The following is a 21,099-nucleotide window of genomic DNA, read 5'->3' as shown; positions in this document are numbered from 1 at the left end:
CGTCAGAAAACTTCTCTTGAGAGATATAGTTGCGTTGTGAGCGCCATGCAGAATTTCTGCCAGGGTCCTTGAACGTGACCCTTGGAATGGCGCGACCTCGAAGCGAGTCCATCTTCAGGCATGGCTCGACCGTCAGGCGCGAACGCCACATGGTCAGATCAGCGATGTCAGAGATGGAGGGGTCGCGAGGTCAGCGCGTACTCGGCGCTCCGTCACACGCGGAAGGCTGGACATCGGACGGAGCTGCAAAGGCATCGTTGGAATAGGAAACGTGCTTCAATACCGCGTTGATTCCGTAAGACATGATACCTCCCCGTCCTGCCGTGATAACTCACGACAAGGTCCTGCGTGTCCTGAAGACAACCGCGCCGTACTCCTGTCGCGGATGCCTGCCCAATGTACTGGTCGTCCGCTCGACTTCGCCCACCTTGCGTGCCGGGGTCGCTCTGCGATGTCTCTCATGCTTGGCGCGAGAAGATCCCGCTTGGAGACATTCAGACAAAAAGCTACCGTTCCCATATTGCTATGGGTTGTGAACCGACATCGCTTGTTGAAGCGTCGCCTACGTGCACATCGCCGCCGATTTGCACGCTCGCCCCGTTTCCTAAACCGCGCTGGTCTGAAGATCGTGGGCGCCGCTGACGACTTAAGAAATACACTAAGCGGAAAGACTCGCAATGAAATTGATTCACACTTGAGGCATCAAAAAACTTGACCTCGGTTAACGCCGCACCCGAGTTGTGCACAGGCTCCGGACCAAGTTTTTGGATTCGTGTACAGAATCGAAAATGCCGCGCCTCATGTGACAATTCTCAGCCACCGCCAAAATTTTTTTACAAATCCGTCACGCGCTGGACGTGCGGGCGAATTTTCCAAATGCTTGTCGCTGCTATGTTGATAAGTGATTATTGAGTCATCGCTTTTCGAGACTCGTTTTGCAGGGTAACTCCACCGTGACACATTCCGGTGAATCTACGGTGTGTAGAACTTTCGTCGCCCGCGGAATTCAATTCGAGCCCGCGGCACAGGGATTTTTTGCAACGCAGTGAAAGTTTCGACTGTTGCAGAATGTCGGCAGGTAGAATTACGGAACGAACGAATAGCGCCAACGATGCAGATCTTCCATCGACGATCGCCTTTGGCGTGACCGCTTTCCGAATATGACAGGCAACAAAAAAACCCGGCGCGAGTGCCGGGCTTTTCAATCGATGATGTCGCAAGATGACTTCGCGAGCTTACTTCGCGAAATGACTTGGCAGTTTACTTCGCGAGCTTGGCGATCTGCGCAGTGAGGCGCGAGACTTTGCGGCTGGCGTTGTTCTTGTGAATGATGTTGCGCTGTGCGGCGCGCATCAAGGCCGGCTCGGCATTCGCCAGCGCCTTGACGGCAGCGGCGCGGTCGCCGGTCTTGATGGCTTCCTCGACGCTGCGTACGGCACCGCGCATCTGGGTGCGGCGCGACTTGTTGACGGCAGTGCGGCGGGCGATCTTGCGCGTCGCTTTCTTGGCGGAAGTGGTATTGGCCATGGTCTCAATGTCCTTTGCGGTACCGGTCGCGTCTTGGTCGGGTAGCGCCGGCTGCTTGACCGCTGAATCGACGCTCGGATTTAGGGTGTTCGGTTGCTGGCCGTTCCCGGAACATGAGCGACGGCCTTGCGGCTGTCTCTGAGGCTCCAGAGAGTCCTCAAGCTCGAGATGAGTCTTGAAGCTCAGGGCGCCTGCAACTGCTCAAAGAACAGCGGCGGCAGGATTGCGCCCACCGCCAGTTGGCGCCCTTATAGAGAGGCTCTTTGGCACCGTCAACGCTTTCGGAGCTGGAAAACCGGCCCAAACGAGCCCGGATGGGTGCTGTAACGCCCTGAAGAGGTTGAATTTCTGCCGTCGTCCCGCTATTGGCTGGCGACGTCTTGAAGGGTCGTCCGATCGGACGACCATGGTGGGTGAGGCATGATCCGCGGCTTTTTCCGACTGATTGGGCTGCTGCTGCTCGCCGGCGGGTTCATTTTCATGGTCTATGACGGCGCCCGCTGGGTGGCCGACCAGACCCTGAAGTTCACACGGTTCGGCCAGTTCTGGAACGACATCAATCAGGCCAGCCAGACCGCCTTCCGGACCTGGGTCGAGGCGAAGGCGCCCTGGCTTTGGACCTCGGTGATCCGCCTGGTACTGGATCAGCCGGTCTTCGCCGTCCTCGGCGTTCTGGGCATCCTGCTGATGATCCTGTTCCGTCCGCGGAAACCACTGATCGGCTATTCCCGGGATTGAGTTTTAATTCCCGCCGGGATTGAGTTTTTCAATTCCCGCAGGGATTGAATTTTCAATTCGAGACGGTGAGCCGCGCGGGCAGCGTAACGGCGCTGCCTCCCGCAGTGTAGATGCCTGTATTCACACCTGATCGCGAGCCCCACCGCCTGAGCCCTTGTCTCATGCGACCGCACAACTCGCCTTCGGAGATACATCATGCTGTTCATGCGCGGGCCGGCGCGTTCTATTTCGCCGAGGACTATCACCAGCAATATCTGGCGAAGAATCCCGCCGGTTCTTGCGGCCTCGGCGGCACCGGTGTGTCCTGCCCGATCGGCGCCGGCGTGAGCGCGTAAGTCAGCCATGTACTCGTCATGCCCGGGCTTGTCCCGGGCATCCACGTTCTTCGTGACACGCAAAGGTCGTGGATGGCCGGGACAAGCCCGGCCATGACGGCGCGGGACATGCGTAGAAGTTGGCCGCTGTAAGCGATGCCGCCGGCGCAGCCGCCTCGCAAACGCTTTATTAACCATACCCGGTGCATCACTGGATCTGTCTCGTTTCGAGGGATGGGTCCGGTGCCGGTTGCACGCGCGTTTCGATGGTCGAATTTTGCAGCGTCCTTGGCCGCGTCCGCCGCGCTGGCCCTCGGCGGCTGCATGCAGACCGCCGGCCCCGTCGCAGTGATGCAGCCGCGCGCCGATCTCGACTCCATGGCCTATGGCCAGCCCTATGGCGCGCCGCAGCCGGTCGTCGTAGCCAACAACGGCGGCGGCGCCATCGCGGCGCTCAGCAATTCCTTTGCCGCTTCGCCTGCGCCCGTGCCGGTCGGCTACGCCGCGCCGATGGTGGTGCGCAATGGCGCCTCCTACCATCTCGACGCCGGCGACAGGCTTCGCGTCGTGGTCTACGGCCAGGAGGGCCTCACCAACAGCTATGCGATCGACGCCGGCGGCTCCATCACCATGCCGCTGATCGGCGCCGTGCCGGCGCGCGGCCGCACCACGGCAGGGCTTGCCGGCGAGATCGCCGCACGCCTGCGCAACGGCTACATCCGCGAACCGTCAGTCGCAGTCGAGATCGAGGCCTATCGCCCCTTCTTCATCCTCGGCGAAGTCCTCGCGCCCGGCCAATATCCTTACGTGCCGAACATGACGGTCGAGAGCGCAGTCGCCATCGCCGGCGGCTTCTCGCCGCGCGCCAAGCGCGACATGGTCACCGTCACGCACACCGAAAACGGCGGTGCCATGCGCGCCGTCGTCCCACTCGGCACGCCGCTGGCGCCGGGCGACACCGTGTTCGTCGGCGAGCGCTGGTTCTAAGGCTTCAGCCCAATTGTCACCTCCGTCATTCCGGGGCGACGAAGTCGCGAGCCCGGAATCCATAACCACGATCGGGAGTATGGGATTCCGGGCCTGCGCCTCGCGGCGCATCCCGGAATGACCGGGTGAGTTGCGCACGCTACTTCTGCAAATGCTTCCCGAAAAATTCCATGCTGCGCGGCCAGGCGATGTCGGCGCTGGCCTTGTCGTAGCTGGCGCGCTCGTCGCAGTGGAAGCCGTGCTGGGCGCCCGGATAGACGAAGACCTCGACCTCGGGCCGCTTCGCCTTGATGGTCTCGACGTCGGTGAGCGGAATGCCGGCATCCTTCTCGCCGAAATGCAGTTGCGTCGGCACCTTCGGCGTCTCGTCGGCGAAGCGCACGACCGCGCCGCCGTAATAGCCGATCGCGGCCTTCAGCCCCGACAGCCGCGTCGCTGCGACGAAGGCGATGCTGCCGCCGAGGCAAAAGCCGATGATGCCCACGGGGCCGACGCTCTTCACGGCATCGATCGCCGCCTGCGTGTCGCGCAGCATCGCGGCCCAATTCGGATTGGCGACGAACTTGCGCGCTTCGGCGATCTCGTCGGGCGAATAGCCCGACTGGAAGTTCGGCGAGGTCCGGTCGAAGATCGACGGCGCGATCGCGACATAGCCTTCCCCGGCGAGACGGTCACAGACCGAGCGGATGTGGTGATTGACCCCAAAAATCTCCTGGATCACCACCACCGCGCCTTTCGGGCTGCCTGCGGGGTCGGCGCGATAGGCGCCGAACTGGAAATTGTCGGAGGCGGTCAGCTTGATGTCTTGTCCCACGCGGGTTGTCCTTCTTGGTTGGTCTTCGATTAGGAGTTATGCGCGCTCAACAAACTCGTCATGCCCGGGCTTTGTCCCGCCTGCGCGGCCGTAGCGGCTTCGGCGCGGCGAAGGCCCGGGCATCCACGTTCTTGGTGCCGCCCGAAAGATCGTGGATGGCCGGGACGAGCCCGGCCATGACGTTGTGGCAACTTCAACGCAGGAAAGCGCGGATACGATTTCCTGCGACCCGAAGAGCCTCCACTCACTCCCACATCCAGTTCTCGCCGTAATCCTCCTTCCATCCTGCCAGCCGTCCGTGACGGAATTGCAGGAACAGACGGTGGCGATAGGGGATCAGGCCGCTGCCGCCGATGTTGCGAAGCGCGAGATAGATTTCGTTGCCGGGACGTCCCCGCACATATTGCAGCGGCTGTCCTAGGGCGCGCGCGGTCTGATCGGCATCCATGCCGAAGGCGAGGGGAACGTTGTTGGACAAGGTGTTGACGAAAGGCTGGCGCGCCGGCACGGCGCCGAACGGCTCGGCCTGCGCCGATATCGACAGCAACATCGCGCCCGCAGCCAGCATCGCCCGCTTCATCGCCAACATCCCTGCTTGATCGGCTATTCCGGCAAGTTCTTCAGGAAAGGCGTGACGGCGTCAACAAAAGCCTCGGGCTGATCGATGTTGACGGCGTGTCCGGCGGCGGGGATCACGACCTTTTGTGCGCCGGGGATCTTCACCGCCATGTAGTCGGACGCCGCCAGGAACGGGGTGTCGTCGGCGCCGACCACGATCAGGCTGGGCACCTTGATGTTGGGCAAAAGCTCGATCACGCGGGCATCGCGCTGGGTCAGCATGCCGCGCGCGGCGAGCGCCAGCCCTTTGGCGTTCCGATGATTGGCGGTGGCGCGTTCGCGCGTCGCCGATTTCAGGACGTCGAGGCCCTCGCGGTCGAGCCTGTCGGCGGTGGCGAGCGCCCGCGCGTTCCAGGCCTCGCGCGCGTCGTCCTTCTTGAAGCCGGGGCCGGTATCGATGATCAGCAGCGCGCGGGCGCGCTCCGGATGCGCGCGATAGAACGCGAGCGACATGTAGCCGCCGAGCGAGAGACCGCCGATGATGGCGCGCATCGCGCCCACCGCATCGAGGATCGCCGCCATGTCGCCGACGGTCATGGCTTCACTGTAGGCGCCGGGATCATCGGGATAATCGGACTGGCCATGGCCGCGCATGTCCCACAGGATCAGCTTGTGATGCTTCGCGAGCGCATCGACCTGCCCATGCCACATCGCTGAGGTCGAGGAATAGCCATGGGTCAGAAGCAGCGGTGGCCCATCGCCATGAACCTCGTAGTGTATCCCGACGCCGCCCCGATCGATCTTCGGCATGGTTTCCTTCCCTCTTGTTTTATTCTTGCCGCGTCAGCCGGCCCTTACGCGCGCACGGCCCTCGCAATTTGCCTCTCAAGGCATACCCCAACCGGCGCCTTGTGCCACCCCTTCCAGGCATGATCGAACGTCAGAAAAAATCCTTATCTTATCAATGACATCTCTACTGTGCATGGGGTTGTTTTCGACGTCGATTGGGAATCACCCGCCATCAAACTCCCTAAAATTGCAGGCAATTCCCGCAGGTTCCATTGAGCACGCCTCTTAAGGGCCGGAGAACCTGATCCGGCTTAGGCTCGAGGCAAATATGTCCGTGCTCTCGGTATCCTTTGGGGAAGTCATGACCGCCTCAGCCAAATCCGCCGCCAAACGCCGGCTTCTGCTCGCCTCCGACCGGAGCGACGAGAGCAGCGAGCTCGCCAGCATCCTGAAGGCGGTCGGCGACGTCTCGACGGTGACGACCGAGGACCTCCCCGAGAAGCCGTCGCGCGATCTCTCCGGCCTCGTCGTCGACATCAATCTGCGCTCACCCGAGAGCGTGCAGCGGGTTCGCAACAAGCTGCGCGGCGATGCCTATCGTTCGATGCCGCGGCTGTTCGTGCTCGCCGACGCCTTACATCACGGCACCATGCAGGCCTGGGCGCTGGGCGCGACCGACACCATCTCGCGCCCGCTCCAGGCCGACGCCATCCTTCAGCGCATCCGCTCCGCCTTCCCGGACACCGCCACCTATGACGCGACCGACCGCGGCAAGACGCTCAACCGCGGCGTCGAGGCCGCGCATGGCGTGCTCGCCAAGATGTTTGAGAAGCTTCCGCTCGGCGTGCCCCTGACCTTCGACGACGTCATCGCCGCCGAGAGCAAGATCCTGAAGGCGATCAAGCATTCCTCGCTGCGCGAATGGCTCACCACGGTCGGCTGCCACCATGTCGGCAGCTACCGGCACTGCCTGTTCGTCACCGGCTTCGCCGTCGCCTTCGCCCAGCATCTCGGCATGCGCGAGGACGACCAGCGCCGCCTGACCCGCGCCGCGCTGCTGCACGATGTAGGCAAGGCCTTCGTTCCCGCCGCGCTGCTCGACAAGCCCGGCAAGCTCACCGACGAGGAGATGGCCGAGGTCCGCCAGCATCCGCGTCGCGGCTATGACGCGCTCGCAGCCCAAGGCGGCTTCCCGCCGGAGATGCTCGACGTCGTCCTGCATCACCACGAATTCCTCGACGGCTCCGGCTATCCCAACGGCCTGTCGTCGAACCAGATCAGCGACATCGTGCGCCTGACCACGATCGTCGACATCTACGCCGCCCTGGTGGAGAAGCGCGCCTACCGCATGCCCTTCACCCACTCCCGCGCTTTCACGATGATGGAAGGCATGGGCGGCAAGCTCGACCAGCAATTGCTGCAGGCGTTCCGCCCGGTGGCGCTGGGGTCGTTTTGAAGCAGCATTCTCTCCTGCCGTAGGGTTGGCAAAGGCGCGCTTTTCGCGCGCCGTGCCCGCGTTCATCGCATCGGAGACTTTTGGTGGGCACGCTACGCTTTGCCCACCCTACGGCAGTGTGCCGTTCCGCGACGCTGTCACCCCACCATCTTCCGCAGCTCCGCCTTCGCTACCTTCTCCAGCGTCGAGCGCGGCATGTCGTCGACGAGCCTGATCTCGCGCGGCACCTTGAAGTCGGCAAGTCCTTTGCGGCAGGCTTCCATCACGCGGTCCTGAAGGTCGGGCGCGGCACCCGCGACGCCGTCTTGCGGGATGATGAAGACGACCGGCACCTCGTCCAGCATCGGATGCGATTTCGCCACCACGGCCGCCTCGCGCACGCCCGGGACGACCGCGATCACCTGCTCGATCTCGGAGGCCGCGACGTTCTCGCCGCCGACCTTCAGCATGTCCTTGGCGCGGTCGCCGAACTTGATGTAGCCGTCTTGAAGGCGCTCGACGCGGTCGCCGGTGAGGAAGAAACCGTGCTCATCGAAGCTCTCGCGCGTCGCCTTCTCGTTGTGCAAATATTCGGCGAACAGCGACAGGCCCGGGATGCCCTTGATCGCGAGATTGCCGGTGCCGCCGACCTCCGTCGGCCGGCCGTCGTCGTCGGTGATGCGGATCTGATATTCCGGCGCGGCGCGGCCGATCGACATCGGGATGTTGGGCTGGTCGATTTCGCCGACGATGCCGTGGGTGATGGTTTCGGTCATGCCCCACCAGCCGATCATCTTGATGCCGAACGCGGCAAAGGCCGGCGGCTCGTTGATGGCCGTGCCCCACAGACGGAATTTGTGATCGTTCGGAATCTCCTGTTCGAGCAGAGCCTTCATGCAGAAAGGGATGGTCGAGGTCCAGGTCGCGCCGTGCTCGCGCGCGACGCGCCAGAAGCGGCTGGCGGAGAAGCGCGGCTGGATCACGCAGGTGGCACCGACCCACAAGGTCGCCAGCATGGAATAGGCCAGCGCATTGGTGTGGAACAGCGGCAGGTAGGTCTGGTGCACGTCGCCGGCATGCAAGTCTTCGTGCGCGGCGTTGATCTTGGCGCCCCACAGCGCGTTGGCGTGGGTCCACAGCACCGCCTTCGGGCGCGACGTGGTGCCAGAGGTGTATTGCACGCTGCATGGCGCGAGCGGATCGGCTGGGCGCCTCGGACGGTCGGCACTGTCGCCGAACAGGGATTCGAAGCTGTCGCCGCGCGCGGCCGCCTGGGCAGGCGCTGTGCCTGCGTCATGCGAGGTCACCGCCATCCAGCGGATGTTGCGGCAGCTCTGCGCGACAATCTCCGCAAAGGCCGGCTGCGTGATTGCAGCGACCGCGCCGCAATGATCTGCGAAATACGCGATCTCGGCCGGCGCCGAGCGCGTGTTGGTGGTGACAGCGATGGCCCCCAGTTCGACGCAGGCGAACCAGGCCAGCATGGCCTCGATGCAATTGTCGAGATGGATCAGCACATATTCGCCCGGCCGGACGCCGCGTTTTGCGAGGCCCGCGGCAAGCGCGCCGACCCGCTCGTGGAACTCGCCATAGCTCCAGCGCCGCGACGGCGCATCGAACGGCGCCCAGATCAGGAATGGATGTGAGCTGCGCACCTCGGCGCGCATCCTCAACAGCCAGGGCACGTCGAGCCCGTCGAACGGACCCACGATTCCGGCTTCTTGCTGTTGAATGGGCATGTGTCCTCCCGTGCAGCCTGCATCTTGATGGCGGCTGCTTATTGATGATTGCGTCTTCCTGCCATCGGATGGCGCGGGGCGCAAATCGGGGAGGGCGCATCGTCTCTCCATCGTCGTGGCCGGGCTTGACCCGGCCATCCACGTCTTGCCACTCGAAGAGCGTGGAAGCCCGGGCATGACGGCTGAATAAGGCGCGCGAGCGTGCCTTAGTCCTCGTAGGACGAGATCTCGATCAAACTGCCATCGGGATCCCGGCAATAGACCGAGCGCAGCGTGCCACGGGCGCCCTGCCTCGGACCCGGTCCTTCCTCGATCGCGATGCCATGGGCTCGCAGATGCGCCACCACCTCGTCGGGTGTGGCGGAGGTGAGGAAGCACAGATCCTCGGCGCCCGCGGTCGGATGGTCGGCGGTGAACCACTCCACCCTGTCGGCATCGCGTTGCCGGACGTTGATCCTCTGGTTACCGAATGTGAGGAAAGTCCGCGGCGCTTTGCCGCCGCCCGGATCGAATACCTTGACTTCCATGCCGAGAATCTTGCGGTACCACTCCGCGGTCGCCGCGACGTCGCTGACATTGATCACGAGATGATCCAGGGCGTGAACCTTGACCGGCATGCCTTATCCTTTCGTCGTGACGCGCCCCGCGCACTTTCCGCACTCCGCAAGCTTTGTTACAACCCCGCCGACGCCGCTTTCAAGACACCGGCCTTTCAAGAACAACACTGGGAGAACCCTTGATATGATCACTCGCCGTACCGCGCTGGGCCTGTTCGCAGCCAGCCCGCTCGCAGCCACCCCGCTGTCCAGGGCCCTTGCCGCCGATTATCCGGCCCGCCCCGTGAAATGGGTGGTCGGCTATCCGCCGGGCGGGGCTACCGACATCCTGGCGCGGCTGATCGGCCAGCGGCTGTCGGAAAAGCTCGGCCAGCAATTCGTGATCGAGAACAAGCCGGGCGCGGGCAACAACATCGCCACTGAATCGGTGATCAACGCCGAGCCGGACGGCTACACGCTGCAGCTGGTCAATCCGGCCAACTACATCAACGCCTCGCTCTACAAGAACCTCAAGTTCAACTTCGTGGAGGATATCGCGCCGGTCGCCTCGTTCCAGCGCGTGCCGAACGTGATGACCGTCAACAAGGACGTGCCGGCTAAGAACGTCGCCGAGTTCATCGAATACGTGAAGGCCAATCCCGGCAAGGTGAACATGGCCTCGTCCGGCAACGGCACCTCGGTGCATCTGTCCGGCGAGATGTTCATGGCCATGACCGGCTGCAAGATGCAGCACGTGCCCTATCGTGGCGCGGCGCCCGCGATCACCGACATGCTCGCGGGCCAAGTGCAGGTGATCTTCGACAACATGCCTTCGATCATCCAGCACATTCGCTCGGGCTCGCTGCGCGCCATCGGCGTCACCACGACGGAACGCTCGCCGCAGCTGCCCGACGTGGCGCCGATCGCCGACACTGTAAAGGGTTATGAGGCGAGCGCGCTGTTCGGCATGGGCGCGCCGAAGAAGACGCCGAAGGAAATCATCGCCAAGCTCAACGCCGAGGTCAACGCGGTGATCAAGGAGCCCGACATGGCCAAGCGTCTGGTCGAGCTCGGCGGCGAGCCGCGGGCGCAGACGCCCGAGGCGTTCGGCGAGGAGATCAAGGCCGAGACCGAGAAGTGGCGGAAGGTCGTCGATTTTGCCGGTCTGAAGGTCGAATAGACCGGATAGCAACCTTGCGGCCTTGCCGACGTTTTCCGGAAGAGACTTCATTCCCGAGGCGTTCGGCAAGGAGCCGCAGATGCGCAAGGCAATGCTCGCAATGATCGCGATGGCTGGATTGGGTATCGGCAGCCTTGCCGGCACCGGTCCAGCTGCGGCCTATGATTATCCCTGGTGCGCCCAGGGCAAAGGCTATGGCTACCCCGGTGAATGCGCCTACCGGACCCTGCAACAATGTCAGGCCAGCGTCTCCGGGCGCCTGCTGACCTGCGGGATCAATCCGCGCGCGGCCTACAATCAGCAGCGGCCATCGCGGCGGTATCGGCATGACTACTACGCGCCATATTAGGAAGGCGAACCAGCTCGGCGATCCGGATAACGTGACTTGACGCAAGCTGGCTAAAAGAGGCGCTCTGTCCTCGTTGCACTGGAGGACGGACCGTGAGCAGGATTCAACTCGTTTTGGTGGCGCTGGCTGCCATCGGGCTCGCAGCCTTTGCCGGCGTTACGCCGGCCGCAGCCCGCGACTATCCCTGGTGCGCCCAGGGCGGCGAATACGATTATCCCGGCGAATGTGCCTACAGCACCTATGAGCAATGCCAAGCCAGCGTCTCCGGCCGGCTGCTGTTCTGTGACCGCAATCCCCGCTTTGCCTACGGCCCGGATCGGCCGCCGCAACCGCCGCCGCACCGGCGCGCGCGGGCCGTCGCGCCGTACTGACGGTATGGCGGCCTACCGCTTCGCATCGTCTTGTTCCGTGGCATTGCACGAGATCAGCATCGTGTAGGCCCGGGCGTTGGCGGCGATGTCGGTCGTCTTCAAATCGCCCTTGGGCTCCGCGGTCTGGTAGGGCACCACCGAATTGTCGAGGAAGTCCCGCAGCGCGCCGGTCTTGATGGCGAAGTTGATGTTCTCGGGGATATTGCCGGTCGCGACTGCGATCCGCAGATTATCGAGTTTTGCCGTGACGACACCGACGATCTGCCCGGTGGTGTCGAACAACGGGCCACCGCTGTTGCCGGGCTGCACGGGCGCGCTGATCTGCAGAAAACGCGAATCGTTGCGCATGCCACTCAGCGAGCTCACGATCCCGGTGGTCACGGTAAAGTCAGAGCTCAGCAGCCCGCGATAGGGAAAGCCGATCGCGACGACCGAGTCGCCGGAGCGTATCGAGCGGTCGCGGATTCGAGCAAATTCCTTGAACGCCACCGACGACGGCGCCTGCAAGAGGGCGAGATCGTTGGTCGCATCGCTCGATACAACACGCAAAGCGACCGCGGCCTCGCCCGTGAGATTGCCATTGAGGTCGCTGCAGCCGTCAATCACGTGATGGTTCGTGACGACGTGCCCATTGCCGCTGACCACGAATCCGGTGCCACTCTTGGACTTGGTGGACTTACTGACCGGCGGTGACGCCGGCTTGTCCGCCGTGGCCGCCGGCTTCGCAGCACCCTTCGCGAAATCACCAGCCTTGCTGAGCCCATCGGCTTTGACTTTGTTAACGCAGTTCGCCAACGCCGTCACTACGGGACCGGTCGAGGCCAGGTTGAAGTTCAAAACGGTGCGGCCGCTCGTCGCGACCATCAGGCTCGCCTTCTGAAACGTCCGCACGACGTTGGGCGGCATCACGGAGGTGAGCATGTTCGGCTGATTGGCGGTGGCGAACAGCCGGGCCTGCTCCTGTCCGTCGAAGATGACGTCGATCGCGGCGTTCTCGCCCTGCTTGAAGCGGTAGTTCGGGCTTGCGAAAGCCAGCGTCCAGGTGCCGACAGAATTGTAGCCCACGACGAGGATGACGCCGTTCGCGTAAGGCGTCGTCGCCGCGCAATGCGAGAAAGCGCCGGTCTCATCATTGCTGAAGGCGCCGCCGATCCAGTTGCCGACATTGACACTGCCAAATGGGCCCGCGGCCTGCGCGGATCCAGCGACGCTCACCTGCAATAGGCACACAACGACAAACGACCTAAGCCACATACCAGCCCCCGGGAATGCTTTTGGATCCATCCTATCCGCCGTGACAGGTGCGGCGCAACCGCCAGTTGTCATACCGGCCCGAACCGTCTGCCCCCGCATGAGGACTTGCCTTTACTTTGCAGTCCTATATACTTTGCAATACAAAGTTACGGGACGAGCGGTCCCGGAAACGCTCGGTTGGAACGAGGTTTTGGCGTTGCCGATGCGCGATCTCGACAAGGCGCTGGCCGACATCGTGGCGATCCGCAGCCAGATCGCGGCGGGCACCGCCTTCCGCGGCTACGGCCCGGCGACCATGGCGGCGACCGGTGCCGTCGCGCTCATCACCGCTATTCTGCAATTCTGGTGGCTCGACGATCCCACCGGCGAGCCGCTCAGCTTCTTCATCGGCTGGTTCGTTGCCGCCGCGCTCTCCGGGCTAATCATAGGGATCGAGATGCGCGCGCGCTCGCGCCGCCATCATTCGGGCCTCGCCGATGCCATGATCCACCAGGCGGTCGAGCAATTCCTGCCCGCCGGCGTCGCCGGCGTGCTGCTCGCGGTGGTGATGTGGAAGTTCGCCGCCGAGACGCTGTGGCTGTTGCCCGGTCTCTGGCAGATCCTGGTGTCGCTCGGCATCTTCGCCTCGGTCCGCTCGCTGCCGCGCAGCGTCGCGCTCGCCGGCGCCTGGTATTTCGTGTCCGGGTTCGCGGTGGTGGCGCTGGCGAGCCAGACCAAGCTGCTGTCGCCGTGGACCATGGGCCTGCCCTTCGTGATCGGGCAGTCGCTGATGGCGGCCATTCTATATGTCGCGTCGGGAGACCATGATGTCGAAGTCTGACAGCGCGCCCTTCTCCTATGAAGGGCTGGACCGCGTGATCCACGAGAAGGCGAGGCTCGGCCTCATGACCTCGCTGATGGCGCATCCCAAGGGCTTGGCCTTCGCCGATCTCAAGCAGCTCTGCGGCCTCACCGACGGCAATCTTTCCCGGCACCTCGCCGTGCTGCAGGAGGCCGGCCTCGTCGAGGTGACCAAGGGCTATGAGGGCAATCGCCCGCACACCACCTGCCGCCTGACCAAAACCGGCCGCCGCCGCTTCCTCGACTATCTCGCCGTGCTGGAGCGGCTGGTGCGCGATGCTGCCAAGGCCGCCGGCCGCGACGCGCCGCCGTTCGGACGCCTCGGCATCGCATCGACCTGATCATCCCCTTTTTTGACCGGAGACTTTGTCATGCAAAGTAACCTCGTGGCCCGCGACGACAAGCTTCACGTCGGCATCATCATGGACGGCAACGGCAGATGGGCGACACGCCGCGGCCTGTCGCGCGTGCGCGGCCATGAGGCCGGTGTCGAGACGATCCGCCGCATCGTCGAGGCCGCGCCGAAGCAGGGCATCGGCACGCTGACACTTTACGCCTTCTCCACCGACAATTGGCGCAGGCCGAAGGTGGAGGTCGCCGCGCTGATGACGCTGCTGCGCTTCTATCTCTCGAGCGAGGTGCAGAGCCTGGTCGAGAATGGCGTGCGCCTCACCGTGATCGGCCGCCGCGACCGCCTGCCCGACGGCATCGCCAGCGCGATCGCGCGTGCCGAAGCAGCTACCGCCGACGGCGGTAAGCTGCATTTGCGCATCGCGGTCGACTATTCCGCGCGCGATGCCATCCTCAACGCCGCGGCGAAGGCGGCGGCCTTGACCAGCCTCACCCGCGAAGCCTTCTCGCAGCTCGTCACGGGCGAGGCCGGATTGCGCGACGTCGATCTCATCATCCGCACCTCGGGCGAGAAGCGGCTGTCGGACTTCCTGCTCTGGGAGGGCGCCTATGCCGAGCTGCATTTCACCGAGCGGATGTGGCCCGAATTCGACGCGGGCGATCTGGCCGAGGCGCTCGCCGCCTTCCACGGCCGCGAACGCCGCTTCGGCGGCCTCCAGGCGATCATGCCCGACGAGGTGCCGTCGCTCTCTCGCGCGTGAGGCGCATCCGCCGCGCGAGTTGCCCGGCGCGTCGGCCGGGCTTGCAGGAAGTCTGAGCAGCCGCGCTCGAAAAACGCTGCAAGCCTCCCCGGATCGTGCTCTACTGCCCGCTCGCGGCGGAGGTTCGCAACATGCGCGCAGTTCTGGATTATTGCAGCGGCGGCAAGGAGCGGCAGGTCGAAGCAGGTGCGCTTCTCGTCACCGAAGGCGGCACCAGCGGCCATCTCTACGTGCTGATGCAGGGCAAGCTCGAAGTGCTCAAGGGCGAGATGGTGGTTGCCACCGTCACTGAGCCCGGTGCGGTGCTCGGCGAGATGTCGGTGCTGCTGGGCCAGCCGCACACCGCCACCGTGCGCGCCTGCACCGATGCCGTCGTCTACGAATTCGAGGATGCCGCCTCGTTCCTCGAGAAGGAGCCCGGCGTGGCGCTGTTGATCGCAAAGATGCTGGCGCAGCGGCTCAATGCGGCCAACACCTATCTGGCCGATCTCAAGCGGCAATATGCCGGCCACGGCACGCAGCTGGCCATGGTCGGAGAGGTGCTCCAGAGCATGGTCAACCTGCCGCCGCGGGAGGTCTCGCCAGGCTCGGATCGGCAATCCGATCCAAGGATGTGAGCCAGTCGGGCGGCGTCTCGATGGCAGCGGCCGGCCGCTGCAGCGGCGCAGTCAGGTCGATCCATTGTGCTTCGCCCGCGGCAAGCCAGAAGGCCTTGTCCGCATCGAGGTCCAGCACGATGTAGGTCGGCGGGCGACCGGGCTGCAGGCCGGCGTTGAAGATCCAAGTCCGGTCCAGCCGGTCGTACCATGATCCATCCTGGATGAAGGGCGATTGGTGCACATGGCCCGAGATCACCATCGATGGCTGGTACTGCGCGATCCAATGCACCAGCTCGACGTCGCCGAAGAAACGCTTGCCGCCCCAGCTCGTCGGTGAATTCACCGGCGGAGCGTGATGCACCCAGATCCAGCGCTGCAGCCGGCTGGCAGCGGCATGGCCGAGCTGATCGACGATGCGCTGCCTGACCAGTGGCCCGTCCCACCACGGGCACACCGTGAACATCGCCTCGCCGATGACGAGGCTGTCGCCGTCGCAGCCAATGCCGATCTCGCGCACCTCCGAGATCCAGCGCGGAATCTTCTCGCCGTCGGCATTGCGCTCGTCGAGGTCGTGATTGCCGGAGCAGAGGATCACGCGGGTCTGGGCGGCGAGCAGCGCGAGGTATTTCTTCACCACAACAATCTGGGCGCGGAAGTCCACGATCGAGCCGATGTCGAGCGCGTCGCCGGCGAAAATCACGAGGTCGAATTGCGCGGCCGCGCTGACCAGCCAATCGAGCTGCGGCAGCGAATAATGCAGATCGGCCACGACCAGGCAGCGCATGGGAGACGTCCGCGAGAGAGTGAAAATGTCAGGGATTCCGGACTTCATGAAGCAAGAAGCGGACCAGCATGGTCGATTTTCTCCGCGCAATCACCTCGGGACTGGACCGTTTTGTTGAATTCTGATGTCCTAGCCCGCCCTCAACACGGATCTCCGTATGCCCCCCTTCAAGACCATTCGTGCCCGCGCCGAGAAACGCAAGGGCGGGCCCAAGGCGCTGGAGACATTGATGCCGGCTAAGCCCGACCTGAAGCGGCTGGCCAGGCTCGGCGATGACCGTATCCTCGCGGAAATGACCAAGCGGGTATTCTGCGCCGGCTTTGCCTGGAGCGTGATCGACACCAAGTGGGGCGGCTTCGAAGAGGCCTTCCTGCGTTTCCAGCCGGCCAAGCTCAGCTTCCAGCCCGAGGATTATTGGGAAGGCCTGCTGCGCGATGTGCGGATCGTCCGCAACGGCGCCAAGATCATGTCGGTGCGCGACAATGCCGCGTTCGTCCAGGAGATCGCGAAGCAGCACGGCAGCTTCGGCAAGTTTCTGGCGCAATGGCCGTCGTCCGACGAGATCGGCCTGCTCGATCTCCTCACCAAGCGCGGCAGCCGGCTCGGCGGCAACACTGGCCAGATGCTGCTGCGCTTCGTCGGCTGGGACGGTTTTGTGACGTCAAAGGACGTCGTGGCGTGCCTGCGCGATGCGGGTCTCGACATCGCCGAAGAGGTGAAATCGAAGGGCGACCTCGCCAAGGTGCAGGCGCAGTTCAACGCCTGGGCCGAGGAGACCGGTCTGCCTTACACCCATCTCTCGCGCATCTGCGCATTGTCAGTCGGTGAGAACAGCAGCGAACAACGATGAAGCAAGGAAAGCAATAATGGCCAAAGCCTATTGGGTTGCCACCTACCGCGCCATCAAGAATCCCGATGCCATGGCGGCCTACGCCAAACTGTCGCGTCCGGCGATCGAAGCGGCCGGAGGCCGTGTGCTCGCGCGCGGAATGCCGGCTGCTGTCTTCGAGTTCGGCCAGATGGAACGGGTGGTTCTCATCGAGTTCGACAGCGTCGAGAGTGCCAAGGCGGCGTATGCGAGCCCGGCCTATCAAAAGGCGCATGACTTGCTCGGAGACGGCGCCGATCGCGACATCCGGATCGTCGAAGCTGCAGATTGACGCATCTCTCGGCAGATCGTGTGCATCTTGTGGCAATCCCGTGCCGTGAGCGCGGCGGATGAAACCCGCGATCACGAATTGGATTTCTCAGGAACATTTGTGCGCAGCACCTGTTCGGTAGTCTGAGCCAGGCGCATATCGGCGCAGGGAACGCCCGCTCTGGCTCAGTCCACTGAAACCCGACGTGACAGAACGGAGCAGCTCATGAAGCTCACATCCGAACAGGTGAAGCAGACCGTCAACCAACTCGGCGCTCAGGTGCTGCCCGACGAACATCCGGCCATGCCGCAGCTCAACAGCATGTTCGGCGAGCACACTTTCTTCGTCGACGAGATGGGCCTCAAGGTCCTCGAGCCCACACCGTCGCTCGGCACTGACCGTCAGAGCGGCGAGGTCGTCAGTCTCGCCGATTGGGGCGATTCCGACCTGACGCGCCTGATGGCGCACGAGCCCGAGCCGACCGGCGTGGTCGTCGTGTTCGAGCAAGTGAGGCATTGAGCCCCCAAAACGGGGCGTTTCGAGACACGTGCGCCACGGTGACATACGGATCACTCCCGTGGCGCGCGTCCATGGCATGATTCGCGGCGTGGCAATCAGAGACGTGGCAATCAGATCCGCTGCCTTGCGAACGATCCGGCGCCGATCGCATTACCCGCCACGAATGCTTTGTGCGTAGCGCCGCATTTCTCCGCGACTGGCCGGAAACAGTGCGACGATCGTGAGCGAGACGGCATACGACAGGCCGAAGCAGGCTGCCAAATCGGGTATCCCGCCGATCGAACGCGCGAGCAGCCAGCGATGGAGCAGACACGCAGCTCCGACTGACGCCAGGGCACCGGCGAGATGAGGCCCGATCACTTTCATGAGGTCTCGATGGCGCACGGGGCCGTTTCGTCCGATCAGCCACCACAGAATGGGTGTGCGTATGCACTCGCTGATCGAATATGCGCTGGCGACGCCGACCGGTCCGAACGGCAGGCCACAGATGAAGGCTGCAATCGACGTTGAGACATTGAACAGGCCCCAGCGCATGTATTCCTTGGCGCGGCCCTGACTGAGGAACAGCCAGGTGGCGGGGCTGTTGCTGGTCTGTAGCAGGCCGGCAATGCTGAGCGCGACGAAGATCGGCGCCGCCTCTCTCCATTGGTCTCCCAGCAGAGTTTCGACGAGCGTGTCGGCGCAGGCGATCATGAAGGCGACGCCAGGCAGCACGAGGAGGAACGCCGGCAGCACGGCGCGACGAAACGACTCCCGATAGCGTTCAGGCTCCTTCAGCAGGCCCGACAATGTCGGCAGCATGATCCGCACCATTGGGTTGCTGACTTGCTGAAGGGGAAACAGCAGGAGTCGGTAAGCGCGGTTATAGGCGCCGAGCGAGGCTGTACCCCAGACTTTGCCGATCAGCACCCCATCTGTGTTGCGGGAGAGGAACTCCGCGAAATTGTAACCGGTCACGCCGAGCCCGAAGGTCAGCATGTCGCGTGCGGCTCTGATCGAGCCGGGCCTCGACGGCAACCACCCCGAACTCAGCCAGGCGCCGCCTGCGAGCACCAGACCCGATGCCAGGCTGCCGGCGAGGATGGCCCAATAGCTGTGATAGACCAGCGCGACCACGACCGAGGTCAGTAGTCCGGTCAGTGCGGCCGCGGATTCCAGGCCTGCCAGCGTCCAGAACCTCATCTGGCGCGTCAGCAACGACAGATGCTGGACGTCGGCGCCGCTGAGCAGCAAGGTGACACTCATGCCCGAGGTCAGTGGAGCGAGATTCGGCACGCTGTAGAACCTGGCGATGAGCGGCGATAGCGCCACCTGGGTGACGGCCAGGGCCGCGCCGACCGAGAGGTTCACCCAGAACAGCGCGCTCAATTCGGTCTGGGTCAATTCGTCCTTCTGTACGGTCGCGTGTCCAAGGCCGAGATCCTGGAACAGCACCGCGAAGGCGAGCACCGGCGAGGCCATCGCGTAAGTACCGAAGTCGACCGGCGTCAGCAGGCGCGAGAGCAGGATCACGGATCCGGTCTGTGTCGCAAGACGCACGACCTGCGTGACGACCGCGGCGAGCGCACCATTCCGTACCTTCCGGGACTGCTCGTCCTCGGAGAAATGCATGTTGAGTTGAGTCACGATCAGCTCCTCGAGCGGCGAACGACGAAAACTTCAGGCGCAGTTCGAAAGCGAGACGGTGAACCAATGACAGTTTATGTTTTAGCGATGTCATGCGAGGCAAGCGTCGTGCATGTGCGATCAAGCGGACGCCGCTCATGCGCGGATCGCTGCGCGTGAGTGACGTCGAACTTGTCGCGCGTGAGCAACGTCGCGAAACGCTGACGACTATCCGTCAGTACGTGTCATTTGAATGGCGCGAGCAAAATGCGTGCGCAAAAAAACTTCGCGTCGATTGCGCACGAACGAGAAGCAATGGAATGCATCTTGCTCAAGCGGAGCGTCGAATTGAATCGAGGCGGGTTTGTCAGCTTGATGTCAGGCACTGCCTCGAAGATCGACAAAGGCAGTCGGCCTCTGACTGCCATGCAGTCATTGGGAACTGTTCACAATGGTGTCAGGTCTCGCCTGTTTGCTATTGTCCTGCAATGCTCCTTCGACGGGAATCTCGATGACGATCCGAGTACCCGGACCCGCCTTGCTCTCGAGTCGCAAGCGCCCGTTGAGCGATGAGCTGACCAGATTGAACGCGATATGCAGTCCCAGACCGGCATTGCCCTTCTCACGGCTTGTCGTGACGAATGGATCGAAGACATGCGCCTGCAGGTGATCCGGAATTCCAACGCCTTCGTCGGCGCAAACGAGACGGACCGATTTGGAATCCGTCTGGCTCACCGTGATGACGAACTTGCCACCCTTCTTGTCGGGGTAAGCGTGTCCGGCCGTGTTGAGAGCGAGATTGCTGATCACCTGCGCGAGCGCGCCGGGGTAGCTGTTGAGCGTAATTCCCGCCGGGCATTGCACCTCGATGGTCAGGCCATGATGCGACAGCAACGGGCCGAGCTTAGAGATCAACTCCGACAGCCAATCCTTCAGCTCGAAACTGCGCCGGTCCTCGTCGGCCTGGTGCACCGCGACCTGCCTGAAACTCTGCACCATCTCGGATGCGCGGTGCAGGTTCTCGAAGGTCAGGTTCAGCCCCTGCTTGAGCCTGTCGATTCCCTTGGTCAGGTCGGATCGCCGAACCGACGCTCCGCCCAAGGCGTCGGCCATTGTCTGCAGGTCCGCCTGCATGGTCGTCGAGGTCGTCAAGGCAAGGCCAAGCGGGGTGTTGACCTCATGCGCGACGCCGGCCACCAATTGTCCGAGCGAGGCGAGCTTTTCGGCCTGCACGAGCTGCTCCTGGGTCGCGCGCAACTCCCGCAGCGATTTCTCCGAGCGTTCCTTCTCACGTTGCAGCGCCTCGGCCGTCCGGAATTGCTTTCGCGCCCGGAATTCGCGCGCAGCCACGGCATAGAGCGATAACGCGTAGGCGTTGCCGACGAGCGAGTGATTGATGAAGCTCAAGCCCGCCGGCATCGTCTGCGCGAATGTCTCGGCAACCAGCAGTGCCGTCGACGAGAGCAGGCAGAAGATCGCCAGCGAGCCGATCCGCAACGGCAGCATGGTCGAGACGAACAGGATGATCATCATCATACCGGGCGCGGCAAAGGTGAAGCCCGACGGCAGGACGAGGTAAATGCTCGGCAGGATGCAGCCGGGAATGACGCAATAGACGAGGAAGATCGTCTCGGCCCAGGGCTTCATCCTGCGCCGCGACAGCAGCGCAGTCAGCGGCAGCAGGATGAAGAGGGCGGTGCCGCCGCGGATGGCGAGCGTGGTCGGAACCACCTCCGGATACAGCACCCAATCCCACAGCGTGTAGCCGGCATAGGTGGCCGCACCCAGCAGCATTGCGATCTGCGTCCAGCCGAGACTGCCTCGGACGTACTGGTCGACGAACCGGCGTTCCTCGATACGGTCTTCGAAGCGAAGACCGAGGCGTATCAATAAAGCAAGCATTCCAGCAT

The 21,099-nt window shown here is 63.5% G+C and carries 23 protein-coding genes and 1 pseudogene; 14 read left to right on the top strand and 10 right to left on the bottom strand.

What is annotated here, in order from left to right; translation table 11 throughout:
- Positions 1-1,260 precede the first annotated feature (1,260 nt).
- Positions 1,261-1,527, bottom strand: a complete 267-nt coding sequence (gene rpsT, locus BCCGELA001_RS35570) for a 30S ribosomal protein S20 (RefSeq protein ID WP_060737422.1) — start codon at positions 1,525-1,527, stop codon at positions 1,261-1,263.
- A 420-nt stretch (positions 1,528-1,947) separates the two neighbouring features.
- Between rpsT and BCCGELA001_RS35565 the strand changes: the two genes are divergently transcribed.
- From BCCGELA001_RS35565 to BCCGELA001_RS35560, 3 genes and pseudogenes are all read left to right on the top strand, one after another.
- The gene (locus tag BCCGELA001_RS35565) at positions 1,948-2,265 is read left to right on the top strand and encodes a hypothetical protein (RefSeq protein ID WP_008540289.1); all 318 of its coding nucleotides are present in this window, start codon (positions 1,948-1,950) and stop codon (positions 2,263-2,265) included.
- A 206-nt stretch (positions 2,266-2,471) separates the two neighbouring features.
- Positions 2,472-2,600, top strand: a pseudogene (locus tag BCCGELA001_RS36660) (peptide-methionine (S)-S-oxide reductase); the annotation flags it as partial.
- A 222-nt stretch (positions 2,601-2,822) separates the two neighbouring features.
- Entirely contained in the window at positions 2,823-3,566 is a 744-nt protein-coding gene (locus BCCGELA001_RS35560; RefSeq protein WP_060738035.1) for a polysaccharide biosynthesis/export family protein, read from the top strand.
- A 139-nt stretch (positions 3,567-3,705) separates the two neighbouring features.
- On the opposite strand, the gene BCCGELA001_RS35555 is transcribed toward BCCGELA001_RS35560, so the two are convergent.
- The 3 genes from BCCGELA001_RS35555 to BCCGELA001_RS35545 all read right to left on the bottom strand — a co-directional run bounded on the left by BCCGELA001_RS35555 (position 3,706) and on the right by BCCGELA001_RS35545 (position 5,748).
- Complete coding sequence (locus tag BCCGELA001_RS35555) at positions 3,706-4,380, bottom strand: dienelactone hydrolase family protein (protein WP_008540296.1); 675 nt, start codon at positions 4,378-4,380, stop codon at positions 3,706-3,708.
- A 244-nt stretch (positions 4,381-4,624) separates the two neighbouring features.
- Positions 4,625-4,960, bottom strand: a complete 336-nt coding sequence (locus tag BCCGELA001_RS35550; protein WP_060738034.1) for a hypothetical protein — start codon at positions 4,958-4,960, stop codon at positions 4,625-4,627.
- A gap of 23 nt (positions 4,961-4,983) precedes the next feature.
- Positions 4,984-5,748, bottom strand: a complete 765-nt coding sequence (locus BCCGELA001_RS35545) for an alpha/beta fold hydrolase (RefSeq protein ID WP_008540300.1) — start codon at positions 5,746-5,748, stop codon at positions 4,984-4,986.
- Between the two features lie 340 nt (positions 5,749-6,088).
- On the opposite strand from BCCGELA001_RS35545, the gene BCCGELA001_RS35540 reads away from it, so the two are divergent.
- On the top strand, positions 6,089-7,183 hold the full coding sequence (locus BCCGELA001_RS35540; protein ID WP_008540302.1) for an HD-GYP domain-containing protein: 1,095 nt from the start codon (positions 6,089-6,091) through the stop codon (positions 7,181-7,183).
- A 137-nt stretch (positions 7,184-7,320) separates the two neighbouring features.
- On the opposite strand, the gene BCCGELA001_RS35535 is transcribed toward BCCGELA001_RS35540, so the two are convergent.
- Positions 7,321-8,901, bottom strand: a complete 1,581-nt coding sequence (locus BCCGELA001_RS35535; RefSeq protein ID WP_060737421.1) for an AMP-binding protein — start codon at positions 8,899-8,901, stop codon at positions 7,321-7,323.
- A 206-nt stretch (positions 8,902-9,107) separates the two neighbouring features.
- Positions 9,108-9,518: a VOC family protein gene (locus BCCGELA001_RS35530; RefSeq protein WP_008540323.1), complete on the bottom strand. Its 411-nt coding sequence runs from the start codon at positions 9,516-9,518 to the stop codon at positions 9,108-9,110.
- Positions 9,519-9,642: 124 nt separating this feature from the next.
- On the opposite strand from BCCGELA001_RS35530, the gene BCCGELA001_RS35525 reads away from it, so the two are divergent.
- The 3 genes from BCCGELA001_RS35525 to BCCGELA001_RS35515 all read left to right on the top strand — a co-directional run bounded on the left by BCCGELA001_RS35525 (position 9,643) and on the right by BCCGELA001_RS35515 (position 11,337).
- Positions 9,643-10,617, top strand: a complete 975-nt coding sequence (locus BCCGELA001_RS35525) for a Bug family tripartite tricarboxylate transporter substrate binding protein (RefSeq protein WP_008540325.1) — start codon at positions 9,643-9,645, stop codon at positions 10,615-10,617.
- Positions 10,618-10,696: 79 nt separating this feature from the next.
- The gene (locus BCCGELA001_RS35520; protein WP_060738033.1) at positions 10,697-10,966 is read left to right on the top strand and encodes a DUF3551 domain-containing protein; all 270 of its coding nucleotides are present in this window, start codon (positions 10,697-10,699) and stop codon (positions 10,964-10,966) included.
- A 92-nt stretch (positions 10,967-11,058) separates the two neighbouring features.
- Positions 11,059-11,337 (top strand): DUF3551 domain-containing protein, encoded by a 279-nt coding sequence (locus BCCGELA001_RS35515; RefSeq protein WP_060737420.1) that lies wholly within the window; start codon positions 11,059-11,061, stop codon positions 11,335-11,337.
- A gap of 12 nt (positions 11,338-11,349) precedes the next feature.
- On the opposite strand, the gene BCCGELA001_RS35510 is transcribed toward BCCGELA001_RS35515, so the two are convergent.
- Complete coding sequence (locus BCCGELA001_RS35510; protein WP_060737419.1) at positions 11,350-12,591, bottom strand: S1C family serine protease; 1,242 nt, start codon at positions 12,589-12,591, stop codon at positions 11,350-11,352.
- 202 nt (positions 12,592-12,793) lie between these two features.
- Here BCCGELA001_RS35510 and BCCGELA001_RS35505 point away from each other — a divergent pair, with 202 nt between their 5' ends.
- The 4 genes from BCCGELA001_RS35505 to BCCGELA001_RS35490 all read left to right on the top strand — a co-directional run bounded on the left by BCCGELA001_RS35505 (position 12,794) and on the right by BCCGELA001_RS35490 (position 15,160).
- The gene (locus tag BCCGELA001_RS35505) at positions 12,794-13,411 is read left to right on the top strand and encodes a hypothetical protein (protein WP_060737418.1); all 618 of its coding nucleotides are present in this window, start codon (positions 12,794-12,796) and stop codon (positions 13,409-13,411) included.
- On the top strand, positions 13,398-13,772 hold the full coding sequence (locus tag BCCGELA001_RS35500; RefSeq protein WP_060738032.1) for a winged helix-turn-helix domain-containing protein: 375 nt from the start codon (positions 13,398-13,400) through the stop codon (positions 13,770-13,772). Before BCCGELA001_RS35505 ends, BCCGELA001_RS35500 begins: the two co-directional genes overlap by 14 nt.
- 30 nt (positions 13,773-13,802) lie before the next feature.
- On the top strand, positions 13,803-14,543 hold the full coding sequence (locus BCCGELA001_RS35495; protein WP_060737417.1) for a di-trans,poly-cis-decaprenylcistransferase: 741 nt from the start codon (positions 13,803-13,805) through the stop codon (positions 14,541-14,543).
- A 131-nt stretch (positions 14,544-14,674) separates the two neighbouring features.
- Positions 14,675-15,160 (top strand): Crp/Fnr family transcriptional regulator, encoded by a 486-nt coding sequence (locus tag BCCGELA001_RS35490; RefSeq protein ID WP_060738031.1) that lies wholly within the window; start codon positions 14,675-14,677, stop codon positions 15,158-15,160.
- Here BCCGELA001_RS35490 and BCCGELA001_RS35485 read toward each other — a convergent pair.
- The gene (locus tag BCCGELA001_RS35485; RefSeq protein ID WP_008540346.1) at positions 15,099-15,926 is read right to left on the bottom strand and encodes a metallophosphoesterase family protein; all 828 of its coding nucleotides are present in this window, start codon (positions 15,924-15,926) and stop codon (positions 15,099-15,101) included. The two genes, BCCGELA001_RS35490 and BCCGELA001_RS35485, sit on opposite strands and share 62 nt — an antisense overlap.
- 157 nt (positions 15,927-16,083) lie before the next feature.
- Here BCCGELA001_RS35485 and BCCGELA001_RS35480 point away from each other — a divergent pair, with 157 nt between their 5' ends.
- From BCCGELA001_RS35480 to BCCGELA001_RS35470, 3 genes are all read left to right on the top strand, one after another.
- Positions 16,084-16,776, top strand: coding sequence for a DNA-3-methyladenine glycosylase I (locus BCCGELA001_RS35480; protein ID WP_060737416.1), 693 nt, complete (start codon positions 16,084-16,086; stop codon positions 16,774-16,776).
- Positions 16,777-16,792: 16 nt separating this feature from the next.
- The gene (locus BCCGELA001_RS35475) at positions 16,793-17,086 is read left to right on the top strand and encodes a DUF1330 domain-containing protein (protein WP_008540359.1); all 294 of its coding nucleotides are present in this window, start codon (positions 16,793-16,795) and stop codon (positions 17,084-17,086) included.
- A gap of 204 nt (positions 17,087-17,290) precedes the next feature.
- Positions 17,291-17,584, top strand: coding sequence for a hypothetical protein (locus BCCGELA001_RS35470; RefSeq protein WP_008540362.1), 294 nt, complete (start codon positions 17,291-17,293; stop codon positions 17,582-17,584).
- Between the two features lie 150 nt (positions 17,585-17,734).
- Here BCCGELA001_RS35470 and BCCGELA001_RS35465 read toward each other — a convergent pair whose 3' ends face one another.
- Both BCCGELA001_RS35465 and BCCGELA001_RS35460 read right to left on the bottom strand, forming a co-directional pair.
- Positions 17,735-19,210, bottom strand: a complete 1,476-nt coding sequence (locus BCCGELA001_RS35465; RefSeq protein WP_144441661.1) for a lipopolysaccharide biosynthesis protein — start codon at positions 19,208-19,210, stop codon at positions 17,735-17,737.
- A 411-nt stretch (positions 19,211-19,621) separates the two neighbouring features.
- Positions 19,622-21,091 (bottom strand): sensor histidine kinase, encoded by a 1,470-nt coding sequence (locus BCCGELA001_RS35460; RefSeq protein WP_060737414.1) that lies wholly within the window; start codon positions 21,089-21,091, stop codon positions 19,622-19,624.
- Between the last annotated feature and the right edge of the window lie 8 nt (positions 21,092-21,099).

Origin of the sequence: Bradyrhizobium sp. CCGE-LA001 (assembly GCF_000296215.2) — a bacterium.
Lineage (GTDB): Bacteria > Pseudomonadota > Alphaproteobacteria > Rhizobiales > Xanthobacteraceae > Bradyrhizobium.
Note: the sequence above shows the minus strand (reverse complement) of the source record. Positions and strands in the feature narration are given on the sequence as shown.